Consider the following 24,610-nt stretch of genomic DNA (forward strand, 5'->3'; position numbering starts at 1 on the left):
GCGTCCCAAGCCTCCCATGCAGACACACCTGAACCGCATGGAGAACCAATGGACACCACGACCCCTACGCTTGAAACCCTGTTTGAACAACTGGGCCTGGATTCGAGCCAGGACGCGATTGAGCGGTTCACTGCCGAACACCGCCTGCCGGATGATGTGAAGCTGATCGACGCGCCCTTCTGGACCGAGCAACAAGCGAGCTTCCTGAGGGAGCAATTGCACGTAGACGCCGAGTGGGCGCCGGCGGTCGATGACCTCAATGCACTGCTGCACGAATCTCCAGTCGCCTGACTCGATGCAGGCTGCCTGACGGTTCCAAGCGCTTCCGCGCGCGCCAGGCAGCCCTCCCCCCTTACCGTCCGCCTTTGACGGCCTCGGGCTTATAGCCGAGGCGCAAGCCGCCCCAATGCCGGCCCTTGACCATGATCGGCACCGACAGATCGTGCATCAATTCCCCGGTGTCGCGGGTATAGGTTTGCAGCAAGACGGCCTGTTGATGGCTACCGCAGCGAATCCCGGTGCGGTCTTCGAACTTGCGTTTGGTGCGGTTCTGCACGGCATCCACTTCGGCATCGCCCGTCAGCGCCTGGGAAAACGCCTTGTTGTGCGTCGGCACGTAGCCCTGAGGCGTGCAGGCAATGGCGAACACCAACCCTTCATGCCGTGGCAGCAGCGCCTCCTGAATCGCTGGCAACACCTGATCGGTGTAACCGTCAAAGCGCGTGTGGTATTTGCTCGGACTGGTGTTGGCGATCGGCGTGTAGCTGCGATCGAACAGGTCATCCAGGCTGATGCGGTTCTGTTGCACGTCGGCTTCGAACTGCGCAGCAATTTGGCTCGCACCTTCACGGGCCAGGTCATAGATGCGCTGGTGATAGTCATCCAGCCCGACCTCCGCCAGACGCTCGCTGATGGTTTCGGCCTGGCCCTCCATCTGCACGGCAGCGTCGGCCAGTTGGCGGGTTTGCTGGTCACTGACGGTCAAGTCGCTGCGCATCTGCTCCACGGCATGGAACAGGCTGTCGAGCTGGGTACGATTGGTGTCGGTGCCCTGGGCGATTTCATTCACCTGGCCTTCCACATCCGCCGCCAGGCTGGCGATGTTATGCAGGTGCTCGCCGGCGTGTTCCACCTGCGCCACGCCGGTATTCAGGTCTGCCGAGAGCTGGCGGATCTGCTCGACCACTTGGGCGGTGCGTTGCTGGATATCCGTCACCATCACCCCGACCTCACCCGTGGCTGTCGCCGTACGGCCCGCCAGCCCACGCACCTCGTCCGCCACCACGGCAAACCCGCGCCCATGTTCGCCGGCCCGCGCCGCTTCAATGGCGGCGTTGAGCGCCAGCAGGTTGGTCTGGCTGGCGATGGATTGGATCACCAGGGTCACCCGCTGGATTTCCTCACTGCGTTGGCTCAAGGCTTCGATCAGCTCACGGCTGGCGTTGGCGCGCTGGCTGAGCTGGTGCATGCGCGTGATCGATTGGGCCAGCACTTCGCGACCTTCGATGCTGCGCTGATGGGCCTGGCTGGCAGCCCCAAGGGCCTCGCGGCTGAGCTGGGCGGTGACCTTTTCGGTGCCGATCATGACTTCGGCACTGCCGACAATCTGCTTGGCCGCGCTTAGCTGCGACTGCAAGCGCGCCGCCAGTTGCTTGACCGAATAGGCCACGCCGGCAGCGGACAGTGCGTTGTGGCTGGTGGTATGGGACAGGTCGCGAGTCAACTCGCCGATGGCATCGACCGCGTCGGCAGACGCCACAACAGGCGTACGGCCTGTCAGGCGAGGCAGCCAGATCACCAGCAACGCCAGGGGCAGGCAGAGGTAAAGCGGCAGGCTGGCCAGCGCCAGGCCCAGCAATATCAGCACCAGGGCGGTGCTTTGCGCAAGCGGCGTCAGCCAGTTGGGCAACTTGTGCGCCACCGGTCGCGGTGGCACTGCTGCACCCATCAGAGATCCGTCTCCAGCCATCTTCGTCACCCCGCTGCTTGTCGTTATTGTCGCTGCATTAAACGCCACTATCGGGCCATTATCCATGGGCCTTTAGTGGGGTAGCGTGCAACAGATCAATAGAGCGGTTGTAACGGGTCTTTCCCTGGGGAACCGCGTGCGATCCCCCAGCTTTAACGCATCAGGCTTGGCGCTGGTGCTTGTCGATCTGCTCGTGGCGCTCTTGCGCTTCGATGCAGTACTTGGTGGTCGGGCTGATCAGCAGGCGTTTGAGGCCAATAGGCTCGCCGCTGTCGTCGCACCAGCCAAAGGAGTCTTCCTTGATGCGCTCCAGTGCGCGCTCAAGCTGCGGCAGCATGCGCTGGTCGCGGTCGATGGCATTGACCAGCCAGGTACGCTCTTCTTCAACGGAAGCGGCGTCGGCCGGATCGGCCGGGGTGTCCAGGCTTTCAATGGCGATACGGTTCTGTTCAATGCGCTCGTGGTGTTCCACTTTCATGTCTTGCAGCAACTTCTCGAAAAAAGCGTGCTGTTCGGCATTCATGTAGTCATCCGCCGGCATGGCCAGCAACTTTTCCTTTGTCATTGATTTCTCTATAAAAAATACGTGCATTAAGGCGAATAAGGGAGCGTTCCGGTCGACCTTTGCAGGTCTCGGAAAGGCGCCGTCCATTTCAAGCGCCACCCGGCACTCAATTTACGAGGGGCGGCAGTCTAAGGCCGACTTGAGGGCGCAGCAACTGAAAAGACAGGCAATTTTTCCGAGATAACCCCCAAAAGCACCAGGACGGGCTCGGCGAATGGTTATCGGAGTGCGTTTATAGCAAGAAATTCAGTGTCGTGGAGCTATATAGAAGACAAACGGTTGTTCAATCGGCCAGCACTCCCCTAGGCTGGGGAGTCAAGAACAGCTTGGGGCACTGCGCCGATCCGTTTTTCTGTGGGAGCTGGCTTGCCTGCGATGCCGACACCTCGGTACATCGGGCACACCGAGTTGATGCCATCGCAGGCAAGCCAGCTCCCACATTGAACTCTGAACGACAGATCGCAAATCCCAGTCAGCGCTTGAGCTTGCGCTTGTTGCGGTACTGGTCGATCACCACCGCCACCACGATGATCAGGCCCTTGATGATGTCCTGGATATACGCGTCCACACCGACAAAGGTAAACCCGCTGGCCATCACCCCCAGGATCAGCGCGCCGATCACGGTGCCGGTGATGCGCCCTACCCCGCCCGCCAGGCTTGTGCCGCCAATTACCGCGGCGGCAATCGCGTCCAGTTCATAGGACATGCCCATGCCGGCCTGGCCGGTTGCGGCCCGTGCCGAAGCCACCACGCCCGCCAGGCCGGCGAGCAAACCGGCGATGCTGTAGACGATGATCAGGTGGCGCTTGACGTTGATGCCCGAGGTGCGCGCCGCCTGCATGTTGCCGCCGATGGCGTAGGTGTACTTGCCGTACTTGGTGTAGCGCAGGGCGATATGGAAGATGACCGCCACCACCAGGAAGATGATCACCGGCATCGCGCCATGGCCAATGGCCGTGTAGGAGTCCGAGAGCATGCTCACCGGCTGGCCTTCGGTGTAATAACGCGCCAGGCCACGGGCCGACACCATCATGCCGAGGGTGGCAATGAACGGCGGGATGCCCGTAACGGCGATGATGCTGCCATTGATCGCCCCCGCCAGCAGCCCCACGCCAAGCCCCATCGCCACCGGAATCCACACCGGCAGGTCGGTCAGGCTCGGAAACACCGCCCGGGAAAAGTCAGAGGTCTGCGCCAGGCTGGCAGCGATCATCGCCGACAGCGCCAGTACCGAGCCGGACGACAAGTCGATGCCGGTGGTGATGATCACCTGGGTCACACCAATCGCCAGCAGGCCAATGATCGACACTTGCAGGATCATCAGCACCAGGCGCTGGGAGTTCATCAGAAAGCTCTGGTCGCGCACGATCCAGCCGAACAGCTCAAACACCAGGCCGATGCCGATCAGCACCAGGAAGATACTCAGCTCGGTGGGCAAGCGACGTCGTTGCTTGGCCGGGGCCGTGGCCGGCTTGTTGTCTGTTATTGCGTTCATAGCCAATCACCTTCTTGTTCTGTAGTCAGTGGACTGCCGTCATTCCGGAAGCCAGCTGCATGACTTTTTCCTGGGTCGCTTCGCTGCGGTCCAGGGTGCCCATCAGTTCGCCTTCGTGCATCACCATCACCCGGTCGCTCATGCCCAGCACTTCGGGCAGCTCCGAGGAAATCATGATCACCGCCATGCCTTCGCTGGCAAGGAAGGAAATCAAGCGGTAAATCTCAGCCTTGGCGCCGACGTCGATGCCGCGGGTCGGCTCATCCAGGATCAGCAGCCGTGGGTTGGTCATCAACCAGCGCGCGAGCAAGGCCTTTTGCTGGTTCCCGCCGGACAAGGTGTCGATGCACTGCTCGAGGGACGGGGTTTTCACCCGCAATTTCGTGCACATGTCCTCGCATAGCGCGCGCAGGGCTTTTTGCTGGATAAACCCATTGCCCGAATAATGCGGCAGCACCGCCATCTCCATGTTTTCCAGCACCGACAGGCACGGGAACAGGCCACTGAGCTTGCGGTCCTCGGTCAACAGCGCAAAGCCCTTCTCGATGGCCATGTGCGGGTCCGTGATGCGCACCGGCTCGCCGTCGAGGGTGATCTGCCCGCCGCTGCTTGGGGTGATGCCGAAAATGGTTTCCGCCACGTTGGTCCGGCCCGAGCCCATCAACCCGGCGATGCCGAGGATTTCACCGGCGTGCAGGTCGAACGACACGTCCTTGAACACACCGTCCAGGCGCAGATCGCGCACCGACAGCAGCAGCTCGCCGATTGGCGTTTCACGTACCGGGAATAACTGGCTCAGTTCACGCCCCACCATCATCGAGATCAGGCTGTCGCTGTTCATGCTGTCGGCACGCTGCAGGCCGATGTACTGGCCGTCGCGGAACACCGCCACCTCATCGGCGATGGCAAACACTTCGTTCATTTTATGGGTGATGTAGACGATGCCTTTGCCCTGGGACTTGAGGTCGGCAATGATCGAGAACAGATGGGCCACTTCTTTTTCGGTAATGGCCGACGTCGGTTCATCCATGATCAGGATGTCGGAGTCGTAAGACACCGCCTTGGCAATCTCGACCATCTGCCGCTCGGCGATGCTCAGGTTGCCAACGTGTTCCTCGGGGTCCAGGTTGATGCGCAGGCGCGCCAGCAACTCGGCGGTGCAGCGGTGCATTTCGCGGTGGTTGACCATGTGCAAGCCGTTTAGCTGCTCGCGGCCGATCCAGATGTTCTCGGCGATGCTCATGTGCGGCATCAGGTTGAGTTCCTGGTGAATCATCGCGATGCCGGCCTTTTGGGCGTCCAGCGGCGTGTCAAACCGGATCGGCTTGCCGCGCAGGCGAATCTGGCCGGCGTCGGGCTGGTAGATACCGGCAATGATTTTCATCAGGGTTGATTTGCCGGCACCGTTCTCGCCCATCAGCGCCAGGACCGAGCCTGGGCGTACGCGCAATTGCACATCCGCCAAGGCAACGACACCGGGAAAGCCTTTGCTGACGTTGACGATTTCCAACAGGTAGGGTTCTTCCAGCTCAGGGGACAGCGTACCGGGAGGCTGGGAAGACGTCGCTTGAGCGAGCATAGGGAAGTTCTCCTTCTGCAGGGCGGCCGTGACCGCCCTGCCGGCTTATTGTTGTTATGTCGGGGCTATTTGAAGTCTTTGACGTTGTCCGGGGTGATCAATTGGTACGGGATGATCACGTTCTGCTCGACCGGCTCGTTCTTCGCCATCTTGCGCGCCGCTTCCACCGAACCGACCGCTTGCCCTTTGGCGTCCTGGAACGCCGAGGCGGCCATGTCACCCCGGGTGATTGCATTCAAACCGTCGGGCGTGCCATCAACCCCCGCGATCAACACGCTGCCCGGCTTGGTACCCGCGGATTTGAGGGCCATGGATGCACCGATCGCCATTTCGTCGTTGTTGGCCAGCACGGCGTTGAACTCGCGGCCCTGGGTCAGCCAGTCGTTGACCAGGGTCATGCCGCGATCACGCAACCAGGTGCCGGTCTGTTCCTGCTCGATCTTGATGTCGGGGTATTTAGCCAGAATCTCTTTCACGCCTTTGGTCCGATTGGTGGTGGCATTGTTGGCCAGGTCACCCAGCAAAATCACGATTTTGCCCTTGCCGCCCATCTTTTCGGCGATGTACTGCATTTGCATCCTGCCCGCTTCGAGGTCATCGGAAGTCACCGCTACCACGCCTTTGGGCAAGTCTTTCTGGTCGGGACGACGGTTGACGAACACCAGCGGGATGCCCGCCTTGGTGGCGGCATTGATGATGTTCTTGGTCGATGCGGTATCCACCGGGTTAACGATGATCGCGTCGACCTTCTGGCTGATAAAGTTCTCGACCTGGCTCAGTTGCTTGACCACGTCGGCACGCGCGTCTTCAAACTGCAATTGCACGCCGTCACCCTTGGGATAGGACTTGGCCTGCTTGTCCATGTCCTCACGCAGGTAGGTCAGGAAGGTGTCATCGAAGGCGGACATGCTCACGCCCACTTTGAGGTCGGCGGCGCACGCGACACCGCTGCCCAGCATCAACGACAGGGCCAGCGCGGTAAAACGGATCGGGGTCTTCATGAACGGTCTGTCTCCACTTTCTTGTTGGTTTTTTGGACGTAGCGTTTATCAGATATGAGCTCAGAGCGAAGTTGACGGCAGCCGAACCACCGGTGCTCCCGGAATGCAGCACACCAGCGCGCCTTGGTTTTCGACGCACAGCACGTTGAGAAAGGAGAAGTAGAACGGCCGGGCGCGGGGCAGACCGCGTGGCGTGTGGGCAGGGCGTAAAACGCGCAGTACAGCGTTGAAGATTTTCATCTGACGGTACCTGGTTGTTTTTGATCTTGTTTTTGTTGAGTCGCCCGAATCGCGTCCGAACGTACTTTCTGCAACCTGGAAAAGACTTTATTGGAAAAAAATTTCCATATCAACATCTTTTAGAATTTTGTTCTATTTTTGTGGAAATCTCCTACAGCGCCGCCATCTCGATGACCTGCCGGCGCTCCGCGCTGAGGCGCGCGGCGTCCAATACACGGGTGGTTTGCAGCGCGTCATAGGCGTCCACCGGTAACGGTCCCTGCCCTTGCACAGCCGCTTGCAACTGGCGATAGAACTGCGTCCAGCAACCTTTCTCCGACGGTACCCGTTCGCGCTCCGGGCCTTGTTCGAACCAGCCCCAGCGCCGATGTTCCTCGGCGCCCCAGTGCTCGCCTTCGGTTTTCGGTGATTTGCCCGCCATCAGCGCTTCTTCCTGACCATCCAGGCCGTCGACGGTGTAACAGCCCAGGCTGCCGCTCACACGAAAGCGCGGCGCCTGGCAGTTTTGCAGGGCGTTGCCCCACAGGTGGGAAATCACCCCGTTGGCGTGGGTCAGGGAGACGAAAAAACCGTGGTCGACGCTGGGGTGTTCAGCGGTGTAATGCAATTGCGCAAACACCCGCTCCACCGGGCCGAACAGTTGCAGTGCCTGGTCCACCAAGTGGCTGCCCAGGTCGCGCAGCCAGCCGCCGCCGCTGGCATTGCCCACCACTTGTGGGCTGTAGCGCTCCACGCGGGATTCGAAACGGCTGACCTGGCCGAGGGCGCCGGCGTCGATGAGTTTGCGCAGGGTCAGGTAATCCGAGTCCCAGCGTCGGTTCTGGTAGACGCTCAGCAACACTTCATGGCGCTCGGCGGCGGTGATCAGCGCCTGGGCCTGTTCGGCGTTGGCGGCGAAGGGTTTGTCGCTCACCACCGCCACGCCGTGTTCAATAGCCTCCAGCACCAGCGCCGGGCGGCCTTTGAGGGTGGTGGAAATGACCAGCGCATCGACGCCCGCTTCAACGATCTGACCGATGGAGTCGAAGGCGTTCACGCCGGCGTGATCGGTGTGCAGTTGCTGGCGGCGTTCGGGTGAACGGGTCACCACGCCGACAAAGGTGGCGCCTGGCAAGGTTGCTATTAATGGGGCGTGAAAGAAACGCCCGCCGTGGCCGTAGCCAACTAGTCCGATTCGCATAATTCACTCCTTGTATGAAGTGCAAACCCAATCAAAATGTGGGAGCGGGCTTGCTCGCGAATGCGCAGTGTCAGTCACTGAATTTGCAGCTGACCCACCGCATTCGCGAGCAAGCCCGCTCCCACATTTTTAACCGAGTCTCTTCAGTGGGTTAGCCGTAAAAGCGCGGACGCTGCGGCAAGCTGACCTGCACAATCTGCTCGCTGCCCTGGGCTTCAATGCACGCATCCGCCGCCACCGCCGCGGCAAAGCCATCCCATGCCGACGGGCCGCCGACCTGGCCGGCGCGCACGCTGTCGATAAACGCCTGCAACTCCACGTCATAGGCGCCGATAAAGCGGTCTTTCCAGTCCATCAGGATCGCGTTGGACAGCTTGGCCCCGCTGCGCAGTTGCACCTGGGACGGCTCCGGCAACTTGGCGATGCCGGTTTCCCCTACCACTTCGCACTGAATGTCGTAGCCGTACTGGCAGTTCACGAACACCTCCACATCGATGCGCGTGCCCTTGGCGGTTTCCAGCAACACGATCTGCGGGTCGCGCAGGTGAGCCAGCGCCTTGCTCGACTTGCGCGGGAACACCACTTGCACCGACACGTAGTCGTCGTTGAGCAACCAGCGCAGCACGTCCAGCTCGTGGATCAAGGTGTCGGTGATCGCCATGTCGGTCTTGTAGTTCTCGCCCACCGTCGGGTTGCGGTGCGCGCAGTGCAGCATCAGCGGCTCGCCGATCTGGCCGCTGTCGATCACGGCCTTGAGCGCGCGGTAGCCTTCGTCGTACGGGCGCATGAAACCGACCTGCACCAGGCGCTTGCCATGGGCCACTTCGGCCTCGACGATCCGGCGGCAGCCCTCGGCGGTGACGGCCAGGGGTTTTTCGCAGAATACCGGCTTGCCGGCGGCGATGGCCGCCAACACGAATTCCTCATGGCTGGGGCCCCACGAGGTGACCAGGATCGCCTCGACCTGTGGCGAATGGATCAGCGCATGGCCGTCCGCGTACACCTCGGCGTCCAGCTTCAGCTCGGCGACCACCTTGGCCGCTTGCTCAAGGTTGATGTCGGTCACCGCCACCACCTGGCTGCTGAGCAAGGTCTGGCTGCAACGGCGAATATGGTCGCGGCCGATGGCGCCCGTACCGATGACACCTATGCGCAGTGAATTAGAAAGCAAAGACATGCAAACACTCCTTTTTGTTATTAGTACTGCCGGGCTTTGGCCAGCTGTTCATTGAGTTTTTTCGCGGCCGCATTCGTGCGTTCGCTGGTGGACACCTGCGCCACCCCGACCCGCCACCACGACAGGTAGCCGTGGACCATGGTCTTGGGCAGCACCTTGATATCGATCAGCGTCGACACCGTTTGCGTGCGCGCATCGGCCAAGGCGGCCTCGAGCTGTTCCACGGTGCTGACCTTGTAGGTCTTGCAGCCGTAGGCCGCCGCGCTCATGGCGAAATCCACCGGCACCAGGCCGCCGTCGAGCTTGCCGCTCTCGGGGTCGCGAAAGCGGAATTCGGTGCCGAAGCTGTCCATGCCGTTGCCGATCTGCAGGTTGTTGATGCAGCCGAAGGCCATGTTGTCGAGCAGCACCACGTTGATCTTGCGTCGCTCCTGAATTGAGGTCGCCAGCTCCGAATGCAGCATCATGTAGGAGCCGTCACCCACCAGGGCGTAGACCTCTTTGGTCGGCTCGGCGAGTTTCACGCCAAGGGCGGCATTGATCTCGTAGCCCATGCATGAATAGCCGTATTCGACGTGGTAGGTGTTCACGCCCTTGCTGCGCCAGGCACGCTGCAGGTCGCCGGGCAGGCTGCCGGCGGCGGCGACGATGATTGCGTCGTCGGCCAGGGTCTGGTTGAGCACGCCAAGCACGCGGCTTTGGGTGAGGCAGGAGCCGGTCAGTTCGATGAATTCACGCAGCACCGCGCGGTCCAGGTGATCGTCGACCTCGGGCACGAAACCGTCGCCGGCATACTCCACCTGATGCACGCGATCCACTTCGGCGTCCAACTGCGCCTTGGCATCAGCGACCTGCTCGCCCCAACTGGAACGGTAATCCCCCAGCGCATCGGCGAGCGCTTGCAGGGCGACTTGCGCGTCGGCCAGCACCTGCACGCCGTCCAGCTTCAAGGCATCGCAGGGGCTGATATTGAGGTTCAAAAACGTCACCTCGGCGTGCTTGAACAGCGACTTGGACGAGGTGGTGAAGTCGGTATAGCGCGTGCCGACACCGATGATCAGGTCGGCCTCAGGCGCCAGCAGGTTCGCCGCCAGGCAGCCGGTTTCACCGATCCCGCCCACGTTCAGCGGATGGCTGGAAACCACCGCGCTTTTACCGGCCTGGGTTTCGGCGAAGGGGATACCAAAACGCTCGGCAAAGGCCTGCAACGCAGCATTGGCACCGGAATACTTCACGCCGCCGCCACAGATGATCAGCGGTTTGCGCTTGCCGTCGAAAGCCGCCAGCGCGTCCGCGATCATCGCGGCGGTGGCCGGGCGACGGTCGATACGGTGCACGCGTTTTTGCAGGAAGTAATCCGGATAGTCCCAGGCTTCGGCCTGCACATCCTGAGGCAAAGCCAGGGTCACGGCGCCGGTTTCGGCCGGGTCGGTGAGCACGCGCATGGCGTGGATCGCGGCGCTCATCAACTGCTCGGGACGGTTGATGCGGTCCCAGTATTTGCTCACCGAGCGGAACGCGTCGTTGGTGCTGATGCTCAAGTCGTGGAACTGCTCGATCTGTTGCAGCACCGGGTCGGGCTGGCGGCTGGCGTAGACATCGCCCGGCAACAGCAACAACGGGATACGGTTGGCCGTGGCGGTCGCGGCGGCGGTGAGCATGTTGGCGGCGCCGGGGCCTACCGACGCGGTGCACGCGTAGATCTGGCGGCGCAGGTGCTGCTTGGCGAAACCGATGGCGGCATGGGCCATGCCCTGCTCGTTGCGGCCCTGGTGGACGACCAGGTCACCGCTGTCCTGCTCCAGCGCCTGGCCCAGGCCCAGCACGTTGCCGTGGCCGAAAATGGTGAACACACCGGCGACGAACTTGCTCTGCACGCCATCGACTTCGATGTATTGGTTATCGAGGAACTTCACCAGGGCCTGGGCCATGGTCAATCGTGTTGTGGTCATCACTTGCACCTTGTGTGAATGCAATTTGATTGATCAACACCGATCCAATGTGGGAGCTGGCTTGCCTGCGATAGCGGTGTGTCAGGCAACGAATCTGTATTTGATAAATCGCTATCGCAGCGATGCGGCGGCCCGACAAGCCAGCTCCCACAGTGGGTCAGCGTTGAACCAGAGAGTTGTTCAAATGGGCCATGCTCGCACCCAACGCCTGCTGGATATCCGCCAACCCATGCACACTCTCGGCAAACGGCTCGAACGACAGGTAACCGCTGTAGCCGCTGCCGAGCAAGGTGTCGATCTGCGCCGCATTGCCGAGAATATCGCCCTCGCCCACCAGCACGCGGTGGCCGTCGCGAATCGCATTGAGCGGCGCGTCGGTGTCTTCCACGCCGGAGATATGCACCAGCCCGGTCAGTTCCGGGAAGAACTCCTGTTCGCCGGCCAGGTGATGATGGAAAGTGTCATGCACCAGGCGAAACACATCCAGGCCGCCGATGGACTTGATCGCGTCCACCGCCACGCGCTTGCGCCGCATCGCACACTCTTCAAAGCCCAGGGGTTCGATGAAACCCATAATTGCGTACTCGCGCAGGATCGGCGCCAGCTCGCTCAGGGCGGTGCGCAGGCCGGTCGCGCGCTGGGCTTCGTTGCGCGTGTCGCCGGGCTCATTGAACGGGCACATCACCAGGCCCTGGGCGCCACATTCGCGGGCGTAGCTCGCCAGTGCGATCGCCTGGGCACGGCGTTCATCGTTCCACACATCAAAGGGGTACAGCGCGTTGATTGACAGCACCGTAATGCCCTGCGCGGCACACAGCTCGCGCACGCGGCCGGCCGGGGTGCCGAATTCGATTTGTCGGTCCGCCAGGTCATTGCGGATCTCGATGGCATCGCACTTGAGCGTGGCGGCCAACTGGATGAAATCCGGCAGGGACAGGTGCGGCGCGACCATGCGGTTCAGGGCAAAGCGTAAAGGCGACTTCATTGTTGTTCTCCGTCCGAAACCGCTTAGAGGTCCAGCAGCCAGCTGTGCTGCGGGTCGTTGTGGAAATGCCAGGCGCGCTTGGGGCCGGCCATCACGTTCAGGTAATAGGACTCGTAGCCATACGGCACACTGACTGGGTGATACCCTTTGGGCACCACCACCAGGTCGCTGTTTTCCACGGCCATGGCCTGGTCGATGCTGCGGTCGTCGGTGTAGACACGCTGAAACACGAAGCCCTGAGGCGGGTTGACCTGGTGGTAGTAGGTTTCTTCCAGGAAGCTCTGGTGCGGCAGGTCGTCGGTGTCGTGCTTGTGCGGCGGGTAGCTCGACGAATGCCCGGACGGTGTGCGTACCTCCACCACCAGCAGCGAATGCGCCGGCTCGCTGTCGGGCAGGATGTCGCACACGTAGCGGGTATTGGCGCCTTTGCCGCGCACGCTGCGCTTGCAGTTTTCCGGGCGGATCAGGCGCGGCGCGTAGCCTTGCGTGCCGGGTGCCGCGCAGACGGCGATCTGCACGTCGCTCAAGGCGCTGACCTGGGCGTCGGTGCCCGGCGGCAGGTACGCGGCGAACGGCGATTTGTCTTCGAAGACCGATTGGCGGTCCCCCAGGTTCTGCCAGTTGAACCCTTCGCCCTCGATGTTCACCCGACCGCTGAGCAGTACCAGGCACAGCTCTTTGTCGCCGGCGCTGACCGGCAGGGTTTCGCCCAGGCTCAGGCGGTAGGCGCGAAAACCCACGTACTCCAGGCGGCCTTCTTCCAGGGCGACCAGGGTTTTGCCGCTTTTGCTGCCTTTGACCAACAAGCTCATTTTCCGGTCCTCTCATTCAAAAGAGCACGTAACGTGTCATAGCCTTTTTTCGCATAGATATAGCTGGGCGCCACCGCCGGGTCCTGCTCGGCTTCCACCACCAGCCAGCCTTCATACTTCGCGGTCAGCAGCACATCGAGCAATGGTGCGAAGTCGATATCGCCATCGCCCGGCACGGTAAAGGTGCCGTTGACGATGCAGTCGGGGAAGCTCCACATCTGGTTGCGCGCCAGTTGCACCACTGCTTTGCGCACGTCCTTGAAATGCACATGGCAGACGCGGTCGATGTGTTTGCGCAGCACTTCCAGAGGTTCGCCGCCACCCATGTAGCAGTGGCCCGAATCGAACAGCAGGCCGACTTCGGGGCCGGTGCGTTTCATCAACTGGTCGATGTCTTCCGGGGATTCGACATAGGCGCCCATGTGGTGGTGGTAGGCCAGGCGCACGCCTTGGGACAAGGTAAAGCGCGCCAGCTCAGTGAGTTTGTCCGCGTAGTCCTGCCAGGCCTGCTCGCTGTGAAAGCGCGGACGTTCGATCAGACGGACGCGTGATCCCTGGATCGAATCGGCGACTTCGCCATAGACCAGTACCGTGGCGCCGTTCTGTTTCAATAACTCGACATGGTCGGCGATGGCCTCGATTTCTTCCGCTACCGAGCGCCGGGCCAGGCGGCTGGAATACCAGCCGGAGACCAGGGCCAGGTCGTAGGGGCGCAACACATCGCCGACGCCCTTGGCGTCTTTGGGGAATTTACCGTTGAGTTCGAAACCTTCGTAGCCGATTTCCTTGCCCTCGCTCAAGGCGGTGCTCAGGGGCGTCTCGCCGCCCAGGGCCGGGAGGTCATCGTTGCTCCAGGAGATCGGGTTGATGCCAATTCGGATTGCGGGCATGGCTGCACCTTTTATTGTTTTAGCCTGAGATCACTGGGATCTGCTTTATGTGGGAGCTGGCTTGCCTGCTCCCACATTGGATTGCATTTCAAATTTGAAGCTGTGATTAGGCCCGGGCGCTGCGCCAGGCATGAATCAGCTGTTCGAAGGTCGCCTGGACGCGCTGGATCAGGGTCTCATCATCAATCTCCCCCGCCATCCACGCGCGGCTCGGCTCCTGGAAGATCGTGCGGCCCACGGCAAAGCCCCGGCAGGTTGTGCTCAGGCGTGCCTGCCGGAAGCCCTCGGCGAGGCACTCGGCCGAGGCATTCAGGCCCAGCAGCACCACGCCCCGGCAGTACGGGTCACGCTCATGGATCAGCTCGTCCAGGCGCTTCCAGTCCTCGGCCGACTGCGCCTCGATCTTCCACCACGCCGGGTAGATGCCCAGGTTGTACAGGCGCTTGAGGCTGCGGTAGAGCACGTCCGGGTAAGTGGACGGATGATCCTTGGGCGGGATGACTTCCAGCAGCAATTCATGGCCGCTGACGATCGAGGCCTCGTACACCGCCTTGAGTTGCGCTTCCTGCTCCAGGCGCAGCAACGGTTCGTCGTCCGGGTGGAATTGCACCAGGCACTTGATGATGTGTTCCTGAGGCCAGGCAATCAGGTTGCTGCCAATCGAGCGGCCATGTTCGAACGCCAGCGGCCGCGAATTCTGCACTTCCACCGGGCGCCCGATCCACCAGCCACGGCCGCTGGCGGCGTTGAGCGCGTCCTGGCCGAAGCGCTGGTCGGCCAGCAGGCCCACATCGGCGTCAACGCCCTGCTCGCTCAATTTGCGCTCGACACGTTCGATGGCCTGGATAAACAGTTGTTTGGCGTCACTGATGCGTGCCGGGTCCTGACCGCCTTTTTGCGCCAGGTCCACCAACTGCCAGCGATGGTCGAAGGCAAACACGAACAGTTGCTTCCAGGCCTTGCGCGGCACCGTGACACGGTGCAGGCGTTGCAGCGTGGTGTCCTGATCAGGCCGCGTGATCGGCACCGGGCTGTTGAACAGGTACTCCAGCTCTGCGGGTGTCGGCATGGCCGGGGCACAGGCGTGGCGCGAAACGACCAGGCCGCCGCAGGCGTTGGCCAACTGGCTGCAACGCTCATCGCTGGCATCATTGATCCAGCCGCTGAGGAAGCCCGACATGAACGCATCGCCGGCGCCCAGTACATTGAGCACTTCAACGCGCACACCGGGATAAATGGCACCGTCTTCAAGCCGCGCGGGGATAGCGCCGTGGATCACCGTGCACCCCTGCGGGCCGAGCTTGACCACCAGGGTCGCCGGGGTCAGTTCGCGCACTTTACGCAGGGCGCTGAGCAAGTCTTCACTGCCCCCGGCGATCAGGAATTCTTCTTCGGTACCGACGATCAGGTCGAAACGCGGCAGGATTTTCTGCACATGCTGGCTCACATTCTGGTCGGCGACAAAACGGGTTTCGCCATCTGCCTTGCCCGCCAGGCCCCACAGCACCGGGCGGTAGTCGATGTCCAGCACGCGCTTGACGTTGTGCCGCGCGGCGTAATCCAGGGCCTGAATGCTGGCCTTGTAGACGGCGTCGGTGGAGAAATGCGTGCCGGTGATCAGCAGCGCCTTGCTCGAAGCAATAAAGTCTTCATGGATGTCTTCGGCGCGCAGGGCCATGTCGGCGCAGTTTTCGCGGTAGAACACCAGGGGGAAGGTTTCGCGGTCCTTGAGGCCCAGCAGCACCAGGGCGGTGAGGCGCTCCGGGTCGACCTTGATACCGCTGACGTCGCAGCCTTCACGGGCCAGGGATTCCACCAGAAAGCGGCCCATATGGTCGTCGCCGACCCGGCTCAACATGGCCGACTTGAGCCCGAGCCTTGCGGTGCCGAAGGCGATATTGGCGGAGGAACCGCCAAGGTACTTGGCGAAGCTTGCAACGTCCTCAAGCCGCGCGCCCACTTGCTGTGCGTAAAGGTCGACGCCCAGGCGCCCGAGGCAAATCAGATCCAATTGACGCCCACTGGCAAAACGAGTCTGGCCCATGCTGGCTCCTGTTATTTTTATCAGCCTGCGTTGTGCCGCCGAGGCGACGGCAAACGCTCTTGGTGCAAGCAGACTAGAACGTCCGGCGACGCCAATCAATATTTATTCCAGATATTTTTTCTTTGGAATATTTTTTCCATTAAGCGTGTACAGGATCATTCCAGCGGCACTGCATCGTTTCAGCAGGCCACGGCGCCCGTGATGCCAAGGTATTTTTTTGCGCCTACCCTGTAGACTTGCGCCACCCATCAGCGCATCAGAAGAAACTGTCAGAAGGATTGCCCATGTCCCGCACCGATCACGAGACCGCCCTGGAAGAACCTGTCGCCAGCCCTCCGATCAATGCCGAACGTCTGTTGCAGCTGATTACCGACGAATACGAGAGCCTGCCGCGCCAGCTCAAGCGCATCGCCAGCTATATGAGCCAACAGAGCGACCGGATCATGGTCGACCGCATCAGCGACATCGCCCGCGAGTGCGAGGTACACCCATCGGCCATCGTGCGGTTTTCCCAGCGTTTCGGGTTCAGTGGGTTCAGTGAGATGCAGGCGCTGTTTCGCGAGGCCTATACCCACAAGACCACGCCGGTGCAGAACTACCAGCAGCGCATCCGCAGCATGATCGCCAACAAGTCGCAAAAGGCCAGCGGCGGCGACCTGGCGCGCGAGTGCGTCAATGCAACATTGTCGGGTATCGAAAGGTTGGGGCTGGAATTGGATGACGTGGCCTTCGACAAGGCCGTGGACTTGGTGGTGAATGCCGACAATATCTATGTGGTCGGCGTACGCCGCTCCTTTGCGGTGGCGGACTACCTGGTCTACAACCTGCAGCACACCAATAAGCGCATCCACCTGATCTCGGGCCTGGGCGGCAGCTACCGCGAGCAGATGCGCAGCGTGCGCGCCAATGACCTGGTGATTGCGATCAGCTTTACGCCGTACGGCAAAGAGACCCAGCACTGCCTGCGGATTGCCCAGCATCATCAGGCCAAGACGTTGATCATCACCGACAGTAACCTGTCGCCTCTGGCGAAGCGGGCGAACGCGGTGTTGTTGGTCAATGAGGGGTCATCGTTTGCCTTCCGCTCGCTGAGCGCCACGCTGTGCCTGTGCCAGGCGTTGTTTATCGCGGTGGCGTATCGGTTGGAGTTGAAGGTGGATGAGATTCATGAGCAGGTTGGTTTTGACGACTGACAAAATCTGCCCAGTATCTGGCTGGCATTACACAAAACCAAATGTGGGCTTGCCCGCGAAGGCGGTGTATCAGCCGGTACATCCGTGACTGACACTCCGCTTTCGCGAGCAAGCCCGCTCCCACAGGGATGGAGCAGGCGTTGCTCAAATCACATGAAGATCGCGATCAGAATGATGATCGGAATCGGAATGCCGAGGAACCACAGAAGTAATGAACGCATGATGTTCTCCTTTTATTAACGAACGAAGTGTTCAGTTTCGACATACACCACCGCGTCCCGGCGACGACCGCCGAAGGTTGCAGCGAAGCTGGCGAAGAAGGCGCCGATCAGCAGCGCGATAAACATCCACAGCGACGTGTAGGCGGCCACCTTGGCGGCAGTGTCGGCGGCTTGCTTGGCTTTGAGCTTGGCGTCTTCGACGGCTTTACGGGCATCGCCGTAGACCTTGTCGATACGCGCCTCGGCATCGGCCTGGCTGAGGTTGGTGCGCTGGCTGATCAATTGGGCCAGGTAGGCGCGGTCTTCAGCAGCCAGCTCACCGTTGTTGCTCACGGTGCGACCGAGAATTCGTGCGACCACACCGTGTACCGCATCGTCGCTGACCGCGGCAGGACGGTCATCGCGGAACAGGCTGTCGACATAGTAATCAAGATGATCGGCACTGCCATTGGCAGCGGAACCTGCGGCTTGGGTCATACCACCCGCGGCACTCGAGACGACGCTGGCACCAGCTTTCACACCACCGCTGACGGCGCTGCTCACAGAACCAACCACCAGCATCGCCGTGATCAGTGTGGCGACGGCCCAGGCCAGGAAGCCGTGGGCGGTGTCGCGAAAGTACACCTCATCGCCATGCATGTTGGCCCATTTCACGCGCAACCGGCCGGCAATGTAGCCGCCCAGCCCGGACGCGACGATCTGGGTAAATGCCAGCCAGATGATCGTGGAGATGCCAAGCCCCTTGGCGCTGATACCGCTGTCGGCCCACGGCGATACCGCCGAAAAGCCCAGGCCGAAGCCCAGCAATACCAGGATCAGCGACAACGCCGCCGCCGCGGCGGCCCCGGCGAAGATCGCCCCCCAGGAAACCCCGGAGAGCGTGCTCGACTCTTGCAGCGTGGATGAAGAGGTGATCATTGTAGTTTTGCTCCCGGCAGGAAAAATAGTGTTACAAGTCTCAAAAGAGACAGTGCAGGCACCATGCCAGTCGCCACAAAAAATAAAACCATTATATTTCAACGATTTAACTAAATTGAACTTACGCAAACCATGCAAGTTGCAAGAAACGACCGAATCAAGCAGGCGTTATGCACTCTCTTGCCTTAACACACACCCTGTGGGAGCTGGCTTGCCTGCGATGGCGGTGTGTCAGCCAGACATTTGCAGCTGATGCACCGCCATCGCAGGCAAGCCAGCTCCCACAGGGCCAGGCGGCGCCCATGAAATCTGTGTCAGTTTTGCCAACATGAAGTTTTATTTAGGAAGCGTTCAGGCATTTCTTGGCAAAATGCTCGCACTTCAGTGTGAATCGCTCACCAGGTAATCCTATGACCCGTATTTTGACCATCGAGGATGACGCCGTAACGGCCCGCGAAATTGTCGCCGAGCTGAGTAGCCATGGACTGGAAGTAGACTGGGTAGACAACGGCCGCGAAGGGCTGGTGCGTGCAGTGAGTGGTGATTACGACCTGATCACCCTTGACCGCATGCTGCCGGAACTCGATGGCTTGGCCATCGTCACCACCCTGCGCACCATCGGTGTCGCGACGCCGATCCTGATGATCAGCGCGCTCTCCGACGTCGATGAGCGTGTGCGCGGCCTGCGGGCCGGTGGTGACGACTACCTGACCAAGCCGTTCGCCTCGGATGAAATGGCCGCCCGCGTCGAAGTGCTGCTGCGGCGCAAGAGCACGGTCAAGGAGTTCGAAACCGCCCTGCGCGTGGCCGACCTGGAACTGAACCTGATCAGCCGCGAAGCCAGCCGCGCCGACCAACCGCTGAGCCTGTTGCCCACCGAATACAAACTGCTCGAATTTCTGATGCGCAACACCGGGCAGATCCTGTCGCGGATGATGATCTTCGAAGAAGTCTGGGGCTATCACTTCGACCCGGGCACCAACCTGATCGACGTGCACATCGGTCGCCTGCGCAAGAAAATCGACCCTCCGGGCCTCACGCCGCTGATCCGCACGGTAAGAGGTTCCGGTTATGTCATTGCTGAACCCCTCTAAGGGCTGGCGCTCTTCCAGCAGCCGCCTGCTGGCGCTGTACAGCTCACTGTTCGTGGCGTGGAGCTGCATCCTGATGGGGGTGCTGTATTTTGAAGTGTCGGGTTACCTGGGCGATTTGTCGCGCCATTCCCTGCTGCAGCGCCAGCACCTGTTCCAGCGCTTCGACGGCGAAGAATTGGTGGAGGCGCTGACCACCAGCATGACCTTCGACATGAAGGGCGTCGACGCCTATGGCCTGTTCGACGAGCAACTGCGTCCCCTCAGCGGGCCGATCCGCGCAGTGCCGCCGGACCTGCCCCTGGACGGCAAAATCCATGCCCTGGCCAATTGCGTCGACTCCGACGACCCCAAACTGCCCGAGGACAGCTGCGACGCCGTGGCCACCCACACCGCCGACGGCCGCTGGCTGGTCCTGGTGCGCGCCAACGGCTCGCTGTTCGGCGTGACCCGGATCATCTGGCATGCCTTGCTGTGGGCGCTGTCGCTGACGATCATTCCGGGCGCGGCCGGCTGGCATCTGTTGCGCCGCCGCCCGTTGCGGCGGATTCGCGGGATCCAGGCCAGCGCCGAAGCCATCGTCGCCGGCGACCTCACCCACCGCCTGCCGCTCTCGAACCGCCGCGACGAACTGGACATGCTCGCGGCCATCGTCAACGCCATGCTCGACCGCATCGAAAAGCTGATGAACGAGGTCAAGGGCGTCTGCGACAACATTGCCCACGACCTGCGCACACCACTGACCCGCCTGCGCGCGCAGTTGTATCGCATCAAGCAGGAGGCCGAGGCAGAGTCGGGTTATGCAGTGAAACTGGACGACGCGATTGCCGAGACCGACACCTTGATGGCGCGCTTTCGCGGGCTGTTGCGTATTTCCGAACTGGAAGACCACCAGCGACGCTCCGGTTTCTTGGTGATGGACCCGCTGCCGCTGTTGCGCGAATTGCACGACTTTTATCTGCCCCTGGCCGAAGAAGGCGAGCTGCAACTGGTGCTGGAGGCGCCTGACTCGCTGCCGTGGATCACCGGCGACCGCGCGCTGCTGTTCGAGGCGCTGGCCAACCTGCTGAGCAACTCGATCAAGTTCTCGCCGCCGGGCGGCGAAGTGCTGTTGCGCGGGGTCAACGATGCCGGCAGTACCCGCATCGAAGTGCACGACTCCGGGCCGGGCATACCGGCAGCCGAGCGCAAGGCGGTGTTCCAGCGCTTTTATCGCGTGGACGAAAGCGACCAGCCAGGTGGGTTCGGGTTGGGCCTGTCGATTGTGGCGGCGATCATCAACTTGCACGGGTTCAAGTTGGAGGTGGGCGCCAGTGCCAGTGGTGGGGCAAGGCTGATGCTGGAGTGCCGCCAGCAGTTGATGCCCGAAGCCTGAGATCGGCACGATCATCTGTGGGAGCTGGCTTGCCTGCGATAGCGGTGGATCAGTCGCTGTTTGTTGACTGACACTCCGCTATCGCAGGCAAGCCAGCTCCCACATTGGATTTGCGGTGTTTGAAAGATCAGGCCGGGAAGTTGGCGCGCAGCGCCTCTAATCCGCCGCTGTAGACGCCGGCAAACAACGCTTCGACCGCCGCATCGTCAGTCCCCGCCGCCGGGGTAAATACGCCGGACCAGGTCACCTTCGCCGACGACTCCGTCAGCGCCTCGACCTGCAACGTTGCCAGGTAGGCACTCACCGGGAACGGCGACTGTTCAATGGTGTAGCTGTAGGTGCGCGCCACGTTATCGAATGTCTGCAAGCGCTCGACGATCACACCGCCGTCGGCGGTGGTCAGGTGCCGCACGCGGCCGCCTTCGCCGGGCTCGCTCTTGGCGATAAGGGGCAGCCAGTCCGGCAGGCTGTTGAAGCCCCCCACCAGCTGCCAGACCTGATCGGCCGACACCGGGATCTCAATTACGGAAGATGCTGTTGGCACGGTAAATCTCCAGAAGTCGTAGGAAAACGTCGTCCAGCCTGCCACGCTTGAGGCATCAATGCATCCATTGATACAGGAGGGAGCAAGCCCCCTCCTCCTCCCCTTGCTGGCAGGTCAGGGCAACGACTTGAGGAAGGTGGTGATCAATTGGTTCACCCGTTCCGCCGCTTCCAACTGCACCATATGCCCCGGCCCCGGCAGAATCTCCACCTGGGCCAGCAATCCCTCGGCATGCGTTGCCGGGATGATTGCATCATCGCTGCCCCAGATCACCAGGCTCGGCTGTCGGCCCACCCCACTGCGCAGATCGAGCTTCTGCCGACCGCCCTCAAACAGCTGCTGATTAAGCTGGCGCAGGGCTTGATCCACGCCTTCAAGCCGTTTGAACTTGAGCATGTCCTCCAGCATCTGCCGCGTCACCAGCGCAGGGTCGCTGAACAGTTGGGTCAACTGGGGCTTGAGAGCATTGCGGTTTGTCGCGTCGGCAAAACCTTGCAGGTAGTCACCGTTGATATCCGGGCCCAGGCCGGCGCTGGCGATCAGGGTCAGTGACGCGACGCGCTCGGGTGCCTGGGCGGCAACCGTCAGGGAAACCAGGCCGCCCATGGAATGCCCGGCCAGGTGCACGCGGTCGAGCTTGAGATGGTCAAGCAGGGCCAACACCGCCTGGCTCAACTCCTGGGCATCGGCGCTTTGCAAGTGCTTGCCGGACTCGCCATGCCCCGGCAGGTCCAGGGTGATCACACGGCGCTCGGCGGCCAATGCCGGCTGGTTGAACAGCCAGTTGTTCAGGTCGCCGCCAAACCCGTGGACCAGCACCAACGGCGTGCCGCCCTCGCCCAGGTCGAGATAACGCAGCAAGCGCCCGCCTATGTCGACTTTCTGCGCACTGGGCCCCGAGGCTTCTACCTCAGCCGCGCTGGAAACAAACCCGGCGTTGAAGCGTTCAATCACAGCGTCAATCTCGGCTTCCGTGGCCTCGCCTTCCACGACGATCCCCAGCAAGGCGCCGACCGGCAAGGTCTCGTCGCTCAGCGCCAATACCCGGCGCAATACGCCACTGAATGGCGCCTCGACGCTGCTGGAGAGTTTGTCGGTTTCTACGTCCAGCACTTCCTCGCCTTTCTCCACCCGGTCGCCGGGTTGCTTGAGCCAGACATCGATGCGCCCTTCGGTCATCGACAGCCCCCACTTGGGCATGGTCAGGGTATGGATCATGCGGCGTTCCTCTTGTCGGCGATCTTCAGCACGGCGGCTTCGATCTTCGCGGCGTTGGGGATGTACAGGTCTTCCAATGCATCGGAAAACGGCACAGGGGTGTGCGGCGCGGTGACCATCTCGATCGGCGCGCGCAGAGAAGAAAACGCCCGCTGCGCGACCAGCGCACTGATATCGGTGGCGATGGAACAGCGCGGGTTGGACTCATCAATCACCACCAGCCGCCCGGTTTTCTCGACGCTTTCAAGGATGCTGTCTTCGTCGAGCGGGCTGGTGGTGCGAAGGTCCAGCACTTCGCAGTCGACGCCCTGGCGGGCCAGGTTGGCGGCGGCTTCCAGGGCGATATGCACCATGCGCCCGTAAGTCACCAGGGTTACGTCCTTGCCTTCGCGCACGAAGTTGGCTTCACCGAACGGCACGGTGTACAGCTCTTGCGGCACCTCGCCTTGCAGGCTGTAAAGCATCTTGTGTTCGAGGAAGATCACCGGGTCGTTATCGCGGATCGCCTGGATCAGCATGCCCTTGGCGTCATAGGGCGTGGCCGGGCACACCACTTTGAGGCCGGGAATATGGGTCCACATCGAGGTGAGCATCTGCGAGTGCTGGGCCGCCGCACGCAGGCCGGCGCCGTACATGGCGCGGATCACCAGCGGCGTGGTGGTCTTGCCGCCGAACATGTAGCGGAACTTGGCGGCCTGGTTGAGCAACTGGTCGAGGCAGCAGCCGATGAAGTCGACGAACATCAACTCGCACACCGGGCGCATGCCACGGGTGGCCGCGCCGACGGCCATGCCCACGTAGCCGACTTCGGACAATGGCGCGTCCAATACGCGCTCGGGAAACTCCGGGTACAGGCCTTTGGTCACCCCGAGCACGCCGCCCCAGGCATCCTGTTCGCCAGGGGCGCCGGTGCCACCGGACACATCCTGACCGATGATGAACACGCTGTGGTCACGGCGCATTTCCTGGGCCAGGGCTTCGTTGATTGCCTGCTGATAGCTGATTTTGCGAGCCATGAAATTCTCTCCGAAGGTTATTCTTATTAGCGGTAGGCGACGTAGACATCACTGAGCAGGTCAGCGGCCTGGGGCTTGGGGTCGGACTTGGCCAGGCGCACGGCGTCTTCGATCAGCTGCGCGACCTCGCCGTCGATACGCTCGAATTGCGCCGCGTCCAGCCAGCCTTCGGCGTTACAGCGCTGGCGGAACAGCGCCAGGCAGTCAGCGTTTTCGCGCAGGTTCTTCACTTCATCGGGGCCGCGATAAGTTTGCGCATCACCCTCGAAGTGGCCGTAGAAGCGGCTCAGCTTCACTTCCACCAGCGTCGGCCCCTCGCCGTTGCGCGCCCGCTCTACCGCCACGCCCAGCGCCTGGTGCACGGCGAAGAAGTCATTGCCATCGGCGATCACCCCCGGCATGCCAAACCCTGCGGCGCGATCAGCGATGTCCTTGCACGCCACCGACCAGCCGGAGCCGGTGGCCTCGGCGTACCCATTGTTTTCCGCGACGAACAGGCACGGCAGTTTCATGATTGACGCCAGGTTCATCGCTTCGAACACCGCGCCCTCGTTGGAGCCGCCGTCGCCAAAAAACGCCACGGCCACACCCTGGCTGCCCTTGAGCTTGGCGGCCAGCGCAGCACCGGCCGCCAACGGCGCGCCGGCGCCGACAATGCCGTTGGCGCCGAGCATGCCTTTCTCCTGATCGGCGATGTGCATGGAGCCGCCCTTGCCGCCGCACACGCCGGTTTTCTTGCCGTAGATCTCGGCCATCATGCCGAACACGTCGACGCCTTTGGCGATGCAATGGCCGTGGCCACGGTGGTTGGAAGCGATGCAGTCGTCATCGTTGAGGTGGGCCATGACCCCGGCGGCGCTGGCTTCCTGGCCGGCGTACAGGTGCACGAACCCTGGGATCTCGCCCGTGGCGAATTCCACGTGCAGCCGCTCTTCGAAATCACGGATGGTGCGCATCACGGTATAGGCGTGCAGCAATTGATCGGTGGACAGGTGAGTGGACATCTTGTTGTTCTCCAGGTTGTCTCGACACACAAAAGGCTGGCTGCGGCCAGCTGCAAACCCTTCAGCACAGCCTGTGCCAACGCCTTGGAAAACCTGCCGAAGCCTTGATCCAGAGCAGTGCCGCGCGGTTGTAACGGCGCC

The 24,610-nt window shown here is 61.8% G+C and carries 23 protein-coding genes; 5 read left to right on the forward strand and 18 right to left on the reverse strand.

Annotated elements, in window-relative coordinates:
• Positions 1-48 precede the first annotated feature (48 nt).
• Positions 49-291: a DUF2789 domain-containing protein gene (locus tag KVG91_RS25755; protein ID WP_169378530.1), complete on the forward strand. Its 243-nt coding sequence runs from the start codon at positions 49-51 to the stop codon at positions 289-291.
• A 61-nt stretch (positions 292-352) separates the two neighbouring features.
• Here KVG91_RS25755 and KVG91_RS25760 read toward each other — a convergent pair whose 3' ends face one another.
• From KVG91_RS25760 to KVG91_RS25820, 13 genes are all read right to left on the reverse strand, one after another.
• Positions 353-2,035, reverse strand: a complete 1,683-nt coding sequence (locus KVG91_RS25760; RefSeq protein ID WP_404822444.1) for a methyl-accepting chemotaxis protein — start codon at positions 2,033-2,035, stop codon at positions 353-355.
• A 94-nt stretch (positions 2,036-2,129) separates the two neighbouring features.
• Complete coding sequence (locus KVG91_RS25765; RefSeq protein ID WP_003191666.1) at positions 2,130-2,534, reverse strand: TraR/DksA family transcriptional regulator; 405 nt, start codon at positions 2,532-2,534, stop codon at positions 2,130-2,132.
• A 472-nt stretch (positions 2,535-3,006) separates the two neighbouring features.
• Positions 3,007-4,029 (reverse strand): ABC transporter permease, encoded by a 1,023-nt coding sequence (locus KVG91_RS25770; protein WP_076952492.1) that lies wholly within the window; start codon positions 4,027-4,029, stop codon positions 3,007-3,009.
• A 25-nt stretch (positions 4,030-4,054) separates the two neighbouring features.
• A complete protein-coding gene (locus KVG91_RS25775; RefSeq protein ID WP_169378532.1) occupies positions 4,055-5,608 on the reverse strand; it encodes a sugar ABC transporter ATP-binding protein in 1,554 nt (517 codons plus the stop codon).
• Between the two features lie 65 nt (positions 5,609-5,673).
• Positions 5,674-6,609: a sugar ABC transporter substrate-binding protein gene (locus KVG91_RS25780; protein WP_169378533.1), complete on the reverse strand. Its 936-nt coding sequence runs from the start codon at positions 6,607-6,609 to the stop codon at positions 5,674-5,676.
• A 60-nt stretch (positions 6,610-6,669) separates the two neighbouring features.
• Positions 6,670-6,849 carry a hypothetical protein gene (locus tag KVG91_RS25785; protein WP_169378534.1) on the reverse strand — a complete coding sequence of 60 codons (180 nt, stop codon included), beginning with the start codon at positions 6,847-6,849 and terminating at the stop codon, positions 6,670-6,672.
• 151 nt (positions 6,850-7,000) lie between these two features.
• The gene (locus KVG91_RS25790; protein WP_217894951.1) at positions 7,001-8,029 is read right to left on the reverse strand and encodes a Gfo/Idh/MocA family protein; all 1,029 of its coding nucleotides are present in this window, start codon (positions 8,027-8,029) and stop codon (positions 7,001-7,003) included.
• Positions 8,030-8,180: 151 nt separating this feature from the next.
• Positions 8,181-9,206, reverse strand: a complete 1,026-nt coding sequence (locus KVG91_RS25795) for a Gfo/Idh/MocA family protein (RefSeq protein WP_169377000.1) — start codon at positions 9,204-9,206, stop codon at positions 8,181-8,183.
• Positions 9,207-9,226: 20 nt separating this feature from the next.
• Positions 9,227-11,158 (reverse strand): 3D-(3,5/4)-trihydroxycyclohexane-1,2-dione acylhydrolase (decyclizing), encoded by a 1,932-nt coding sequence (iolD, locus tag KVG91_RS25800; RefSeq protein WP_169376999.1) that lies wholly within the window; start codon positions 11,156-11,158, stop codon positions 9,227-9,229.
• 157 nt (positions 11,159-11,315) lie between these two features.
• Positions 11,316-12,143 (reverse strand): TIM barrel protein, encoded by an 828-nt coding sequence (locus tag KVG91_RS25805; RefSeq protein ID WP_169376998.1) that lies wholly within the window; start codon positions 12,141-12,143, stop codon positions 11,316-11,318.
• 23 nt (positions 12,144-12,166) lie between these two features.
• Complete coding sequence (iolB, locus tag KVG91_RS25810; protein WP_169376997.1) at positions 12,167-12,955, reverse strand: 5-deoxy-glucuronate isomerase; 789 nt, start codon at positions 12,953-12,955, stop codon at positions 12,167-12,169.
• The gene (gene iolE / locus KVG91_RS25815; protein ID WP_169376996.1) at positions 12,952-13,845 is read right to left on the reverse strand and encodes a myo-inosose-2 dehydratase; all 894 of its coding nucleotides are present in this window, start codon (positions 13,843-13,845) and stop codon (positions 12,952-12,954) included. Before iolE ends, iolB begins: the two co-directional genes overlap by 4 nt.
• A 106-nt stretch (positions 13,846-13,951) precedes the next feature.
• Positions 13,952-15,889, reverse strand: a complete 1,938-nt coding sequence (locus tag KVG91_RS25820) for a bifunctional 5-dehydro-2-deoxygluconokinase/5-dehydro-2-deoxyphosphogluconate aldolase (RefSeq protein WP_169376995.1) — start codon at positions 15,887-15,889, stop codon at positions 13,952-13,954.
• Between KVG91_RS25820 and KVG91_RS25825 the strand changes: the two genes are divergently transcribed.
• On the forward strand, positions 15,888-16,091 hold the full coding sequence (locus KVG91_RS25825) for a hypothetical protein (RefSeq protein WP_217894952.1): 204 nt from the start codon (positions 15,888-15,890) through the stop codon (positions 16,089-16,091). The genes KVG91_RS25820 and KVG91_RS25825 overlap by 2 nt on opposite strands.
• An 82-nt stretch (positions 16,092-16,173) precedes the next feature.
• Entirely contained in the window at positions 16,174-17,082 is a 909-nt protein-coding gene (locus tag KVG91_RS25830; protein ID WP_169376994.1) for a MurR/RpiR family transcriptional regulator, read from the forward strand.
• Between the two features lie 236 nt (positions 17,083-17,318).
• Here the strand turns inward: KVG91_RS25830 and KVG91_RS25835 are convergent, their stop codons facing one another.
• Positions 17,319-18,221, reverse strand: coding sequence for a hypothetical protein (locus KVG91_RS25835; RefSeq protein ID WP_169376993.1), 903 nt, complete (start codon positions 18,219-18,221; stop codon positions 17,319-17,321).
• 410 nt (positions 18,222-18,631) lie between these two features.
• On the opposite strand from KVG91_RS25835, the gene KVG91_RS25840 reads away from it, so the two are divergent.
• On the forward strand, positions 18,632-19,315 hold the full coding sequence (locus tag KVG91_RS25840; protein ID WP_169376992.1) for a response regulator transcription factor: 684 nt from the start codon (positions 18,632-18,634) through the stop codon (positions 19,313-19,315).
• On the forward strand, positions 19,293-20,687 hold the full coding sequence (locus KVG91_RS25845; RefSeq protein ID WP_169376991.1) for a sensor histidine kinase: 1,395 nt from the start codon (positions 19,293-19,295) through the stop codon (positions 20,685-20,687). Before KVG91_RS25840 ends, KVG91_RS25845 begins: the two co-directional genes overlap by 23 nt.
• Before the next feature lie 127 nt (positions 20,688-20,814).
• On the opposite strand, the gene KVG91_RS25850 is transcribed toward KVG91_RS25845, so the two are convergent.
• The 4 genes from KVG91_RS25850 to KVG91_RS25865 form a co-directional block, all read right to left on the reverse strand.
• Positions 20,815-21,231 (reverse strand): SRPBCC family protein, encoded by a 417-nt coding sequence (locus tag KVG91_RS25850; RefSeq protein WP_169376990.1) that lies wholly within the window; start codon positions 21,229-21,231, stop codon positions 20,815-20,817.
• 114 nt (positions 21,232-21,345) lie between these two features.
• The gene (locus KVG91_RS25855; RefSeq protein WP_169376989.1) at positions 21,346-22,449 is read right to left on the reverse strand and encodes an acetoin dehydrogenase dihydrolipoyllysine-residue acetyltransferase subunit; all 1,104 of its coding nucleotides are present in this window, start codon (positions 22,447-22,449) and stop codon (positions 21,346-21,348) included.
• Positions 22,446-23,465: an alpha-ketoacid dehydrogenase subunit beta gene (locus KVG91_RS25860; RefSeq protein ID WP_169376988.1), complete on the reverse strand. Its 1,020-nt coding sequence runs from the start codon at positions 23,463-23,465 to the stop codon at positions 22,446-22,448. Before KVG91_RS25860 ends, KVG91_RS25855 begins: the two co-directional genes overlap by 4 nt.
• 26 nt (positions 23,466-23,491) lie before the next feature.
• Positions 23,492-24,469, reverse strand: a complete 978-nt coding sequence (locus KVG91_RS25865; protein WP_169376987.1) for a thiamine pyrophosphate-dependent dehydrogenase E1 component subunit alpha — start codon at positions 24,467-24,469, stop codon at positions 23,492-23,494.
• Positions 24,470-24,610 lie beyond the last annotated feature (141 nt).

This window comes from Pseudomonas azadiae (genome assembly GCF_019145355.1).
Taxonomy (GTDB): domain Bacteria; phylum Pseudomonadota; class Gammaproteobacteria; order Pseudomonadales; family Pseudomonadaceae; genus Aquipseudomonas; species Aquipseudomonas azadiae.

Coding starts and splice junctions, on each gene's coding strand:
- KVG91_RS25805 (WP_169376998.1), bottom strand. CDS start 12,143: ATGAAGTCGCCTTTACGCTTTGCCCTGAACCGCATGGTCGCGCCGCAC.
- KVG91_RS25865 (WP_169376987.1), bottom strand. CDS start 24,469: ATGTCCACTCACCTGTCCACCGATCAATTGCTGCACGCCTATACCGTG.
- KVG91_RS25755 (WP_169378530.1), top strand. CDS start 49: ATGGACACCACGACCCCTACGCTTGAAACCCTGTTTGAACAACTGGGC.
- KVG91_RS25835 (WP_169376993.1), bottom strand. CDS start 18,221: ATGATCACCTCTTCATCCACGCTGCAAGAGTCGAGCACGCTCTCCGGG.
- KVG91_RS25830 (WP_169376994.1), top strand. CDS start 16,174: ATGTCCCGCACCGATCACGAGACCGCCCTGGAAGAACCTGTCGCCAGC.
- KVG91_RS25860 (WP_169376988.1), bottom strand. CDS start 23,465: ATGGCTCGCAAAATCAGCTATCAGCAGGCAATCAACGAAGCCCTGGCC.
- KVG91_RS25760 (WP_404822444.1), bottom strand. CDS start 2,035: ATGGATAATGGCCCGATAGTGGCGTTTAATGCAGCGACAATAACGACA.
- KVG91_RS25790 (WP_217894951.1), bottom strand. CDS start 8,029: ATGCGAATCGGACTAGTTGGCTACGGCCACGGCGGGCGTTTCTTTCAC.
- KVG91_RS25765 (WP_003191666.1), bottom strand. CDS start 2,534: ATGACAAAGGAAAAGTTGCTGGCCATGCCGGCGGATGACTACATGAAT.
- KVG91_RS25780 (WP_169378533.1), bottom strand. CDS start 6,609: ATGAAGACCCCGATCCGTTTTACCGCGCTGGCCCTGTCGTTGATGCTG.
- KVG91_RS25785 (WP_169378534.1), bottom strand. CDS start 6,849: ATGAAAATCTTCAACGCTGTACTGCGCGTTTTACGCCCTGCCCACACG.
- iolB (WP_169376997.1), bottom strand. CDS start 12,955: ATGAGCTTGTTGGTCAAAGGCAGCAAAAGCGGCAAAACCCTGGTCGCC.
- KVG91_RS25775 (WP_169378532.1), bottom strand. CDS start 5,608: ATGCTCGCTCAAGCGACGTCTTCCCAGCCTCCCGGTACGCTGTCCCCT.
- KVG91_RS25820 (WP_169376995.1), bottom strand. CDS start 15,889: ATGGGCCAGACTCGTTTTGCCAGTGGGCGTCAATTGGATCTGATTTGC.
- iolD (WP_169376999.1), bottom strand. CDS start 11,158: ATGACCACAACACGATTGACCATGGCCCAGGCCCTGGTGAAGTTCCTC.
- KVG91_RS25825 (WP_217894952.1), top strand. CDS start 15,888: ATGCTGGCTCCTGTTATTTTTATCAGCCTGCGTTGTGCCGCCGAGGCG.
- KVG91_RS25855 (WP_169376989.1), bottom strand. CDS start 22,449: ATGATCCATACCCTGACCATGCCCAAGTGGGGGCTGTCGATGACCGAA.
- KVG91_RS25840 (WP_169376992.1), top strand. CDS start 18,632: ATGACCCGTATTTTGACCATCGAGGATGACGCCGTAACGGCCCGCGAA.
- KVG91_RS25795 (WP_169377000.1), bottom strand. CDS start 9,206: ATGTCTTTGCTTTCTAATTCACTGCGCATAGGTGTCATCGGTACGGGC.
- KVG91_RS25845 (WP_169376991.1), top strand. CDS start 19,293: ATGTCATTGCTGAACCCCTCTAAGGGCTGGCGCTCTTCCAGCAGCCGC.
- iolE (WP_169376996.1), bottom strand. CDS start 13,845: ATGCCCGCAATCCGAATTGGCATCAACCCGATCTCCTGGAGCAACGAT.
- KVG91_RS25770 (WP_076952492.1), bottom strand. CDS start 4,029: ATGAACGCAATAACAGACAACAAGCCGGCCACGGCCCCGGCCAAGCAA.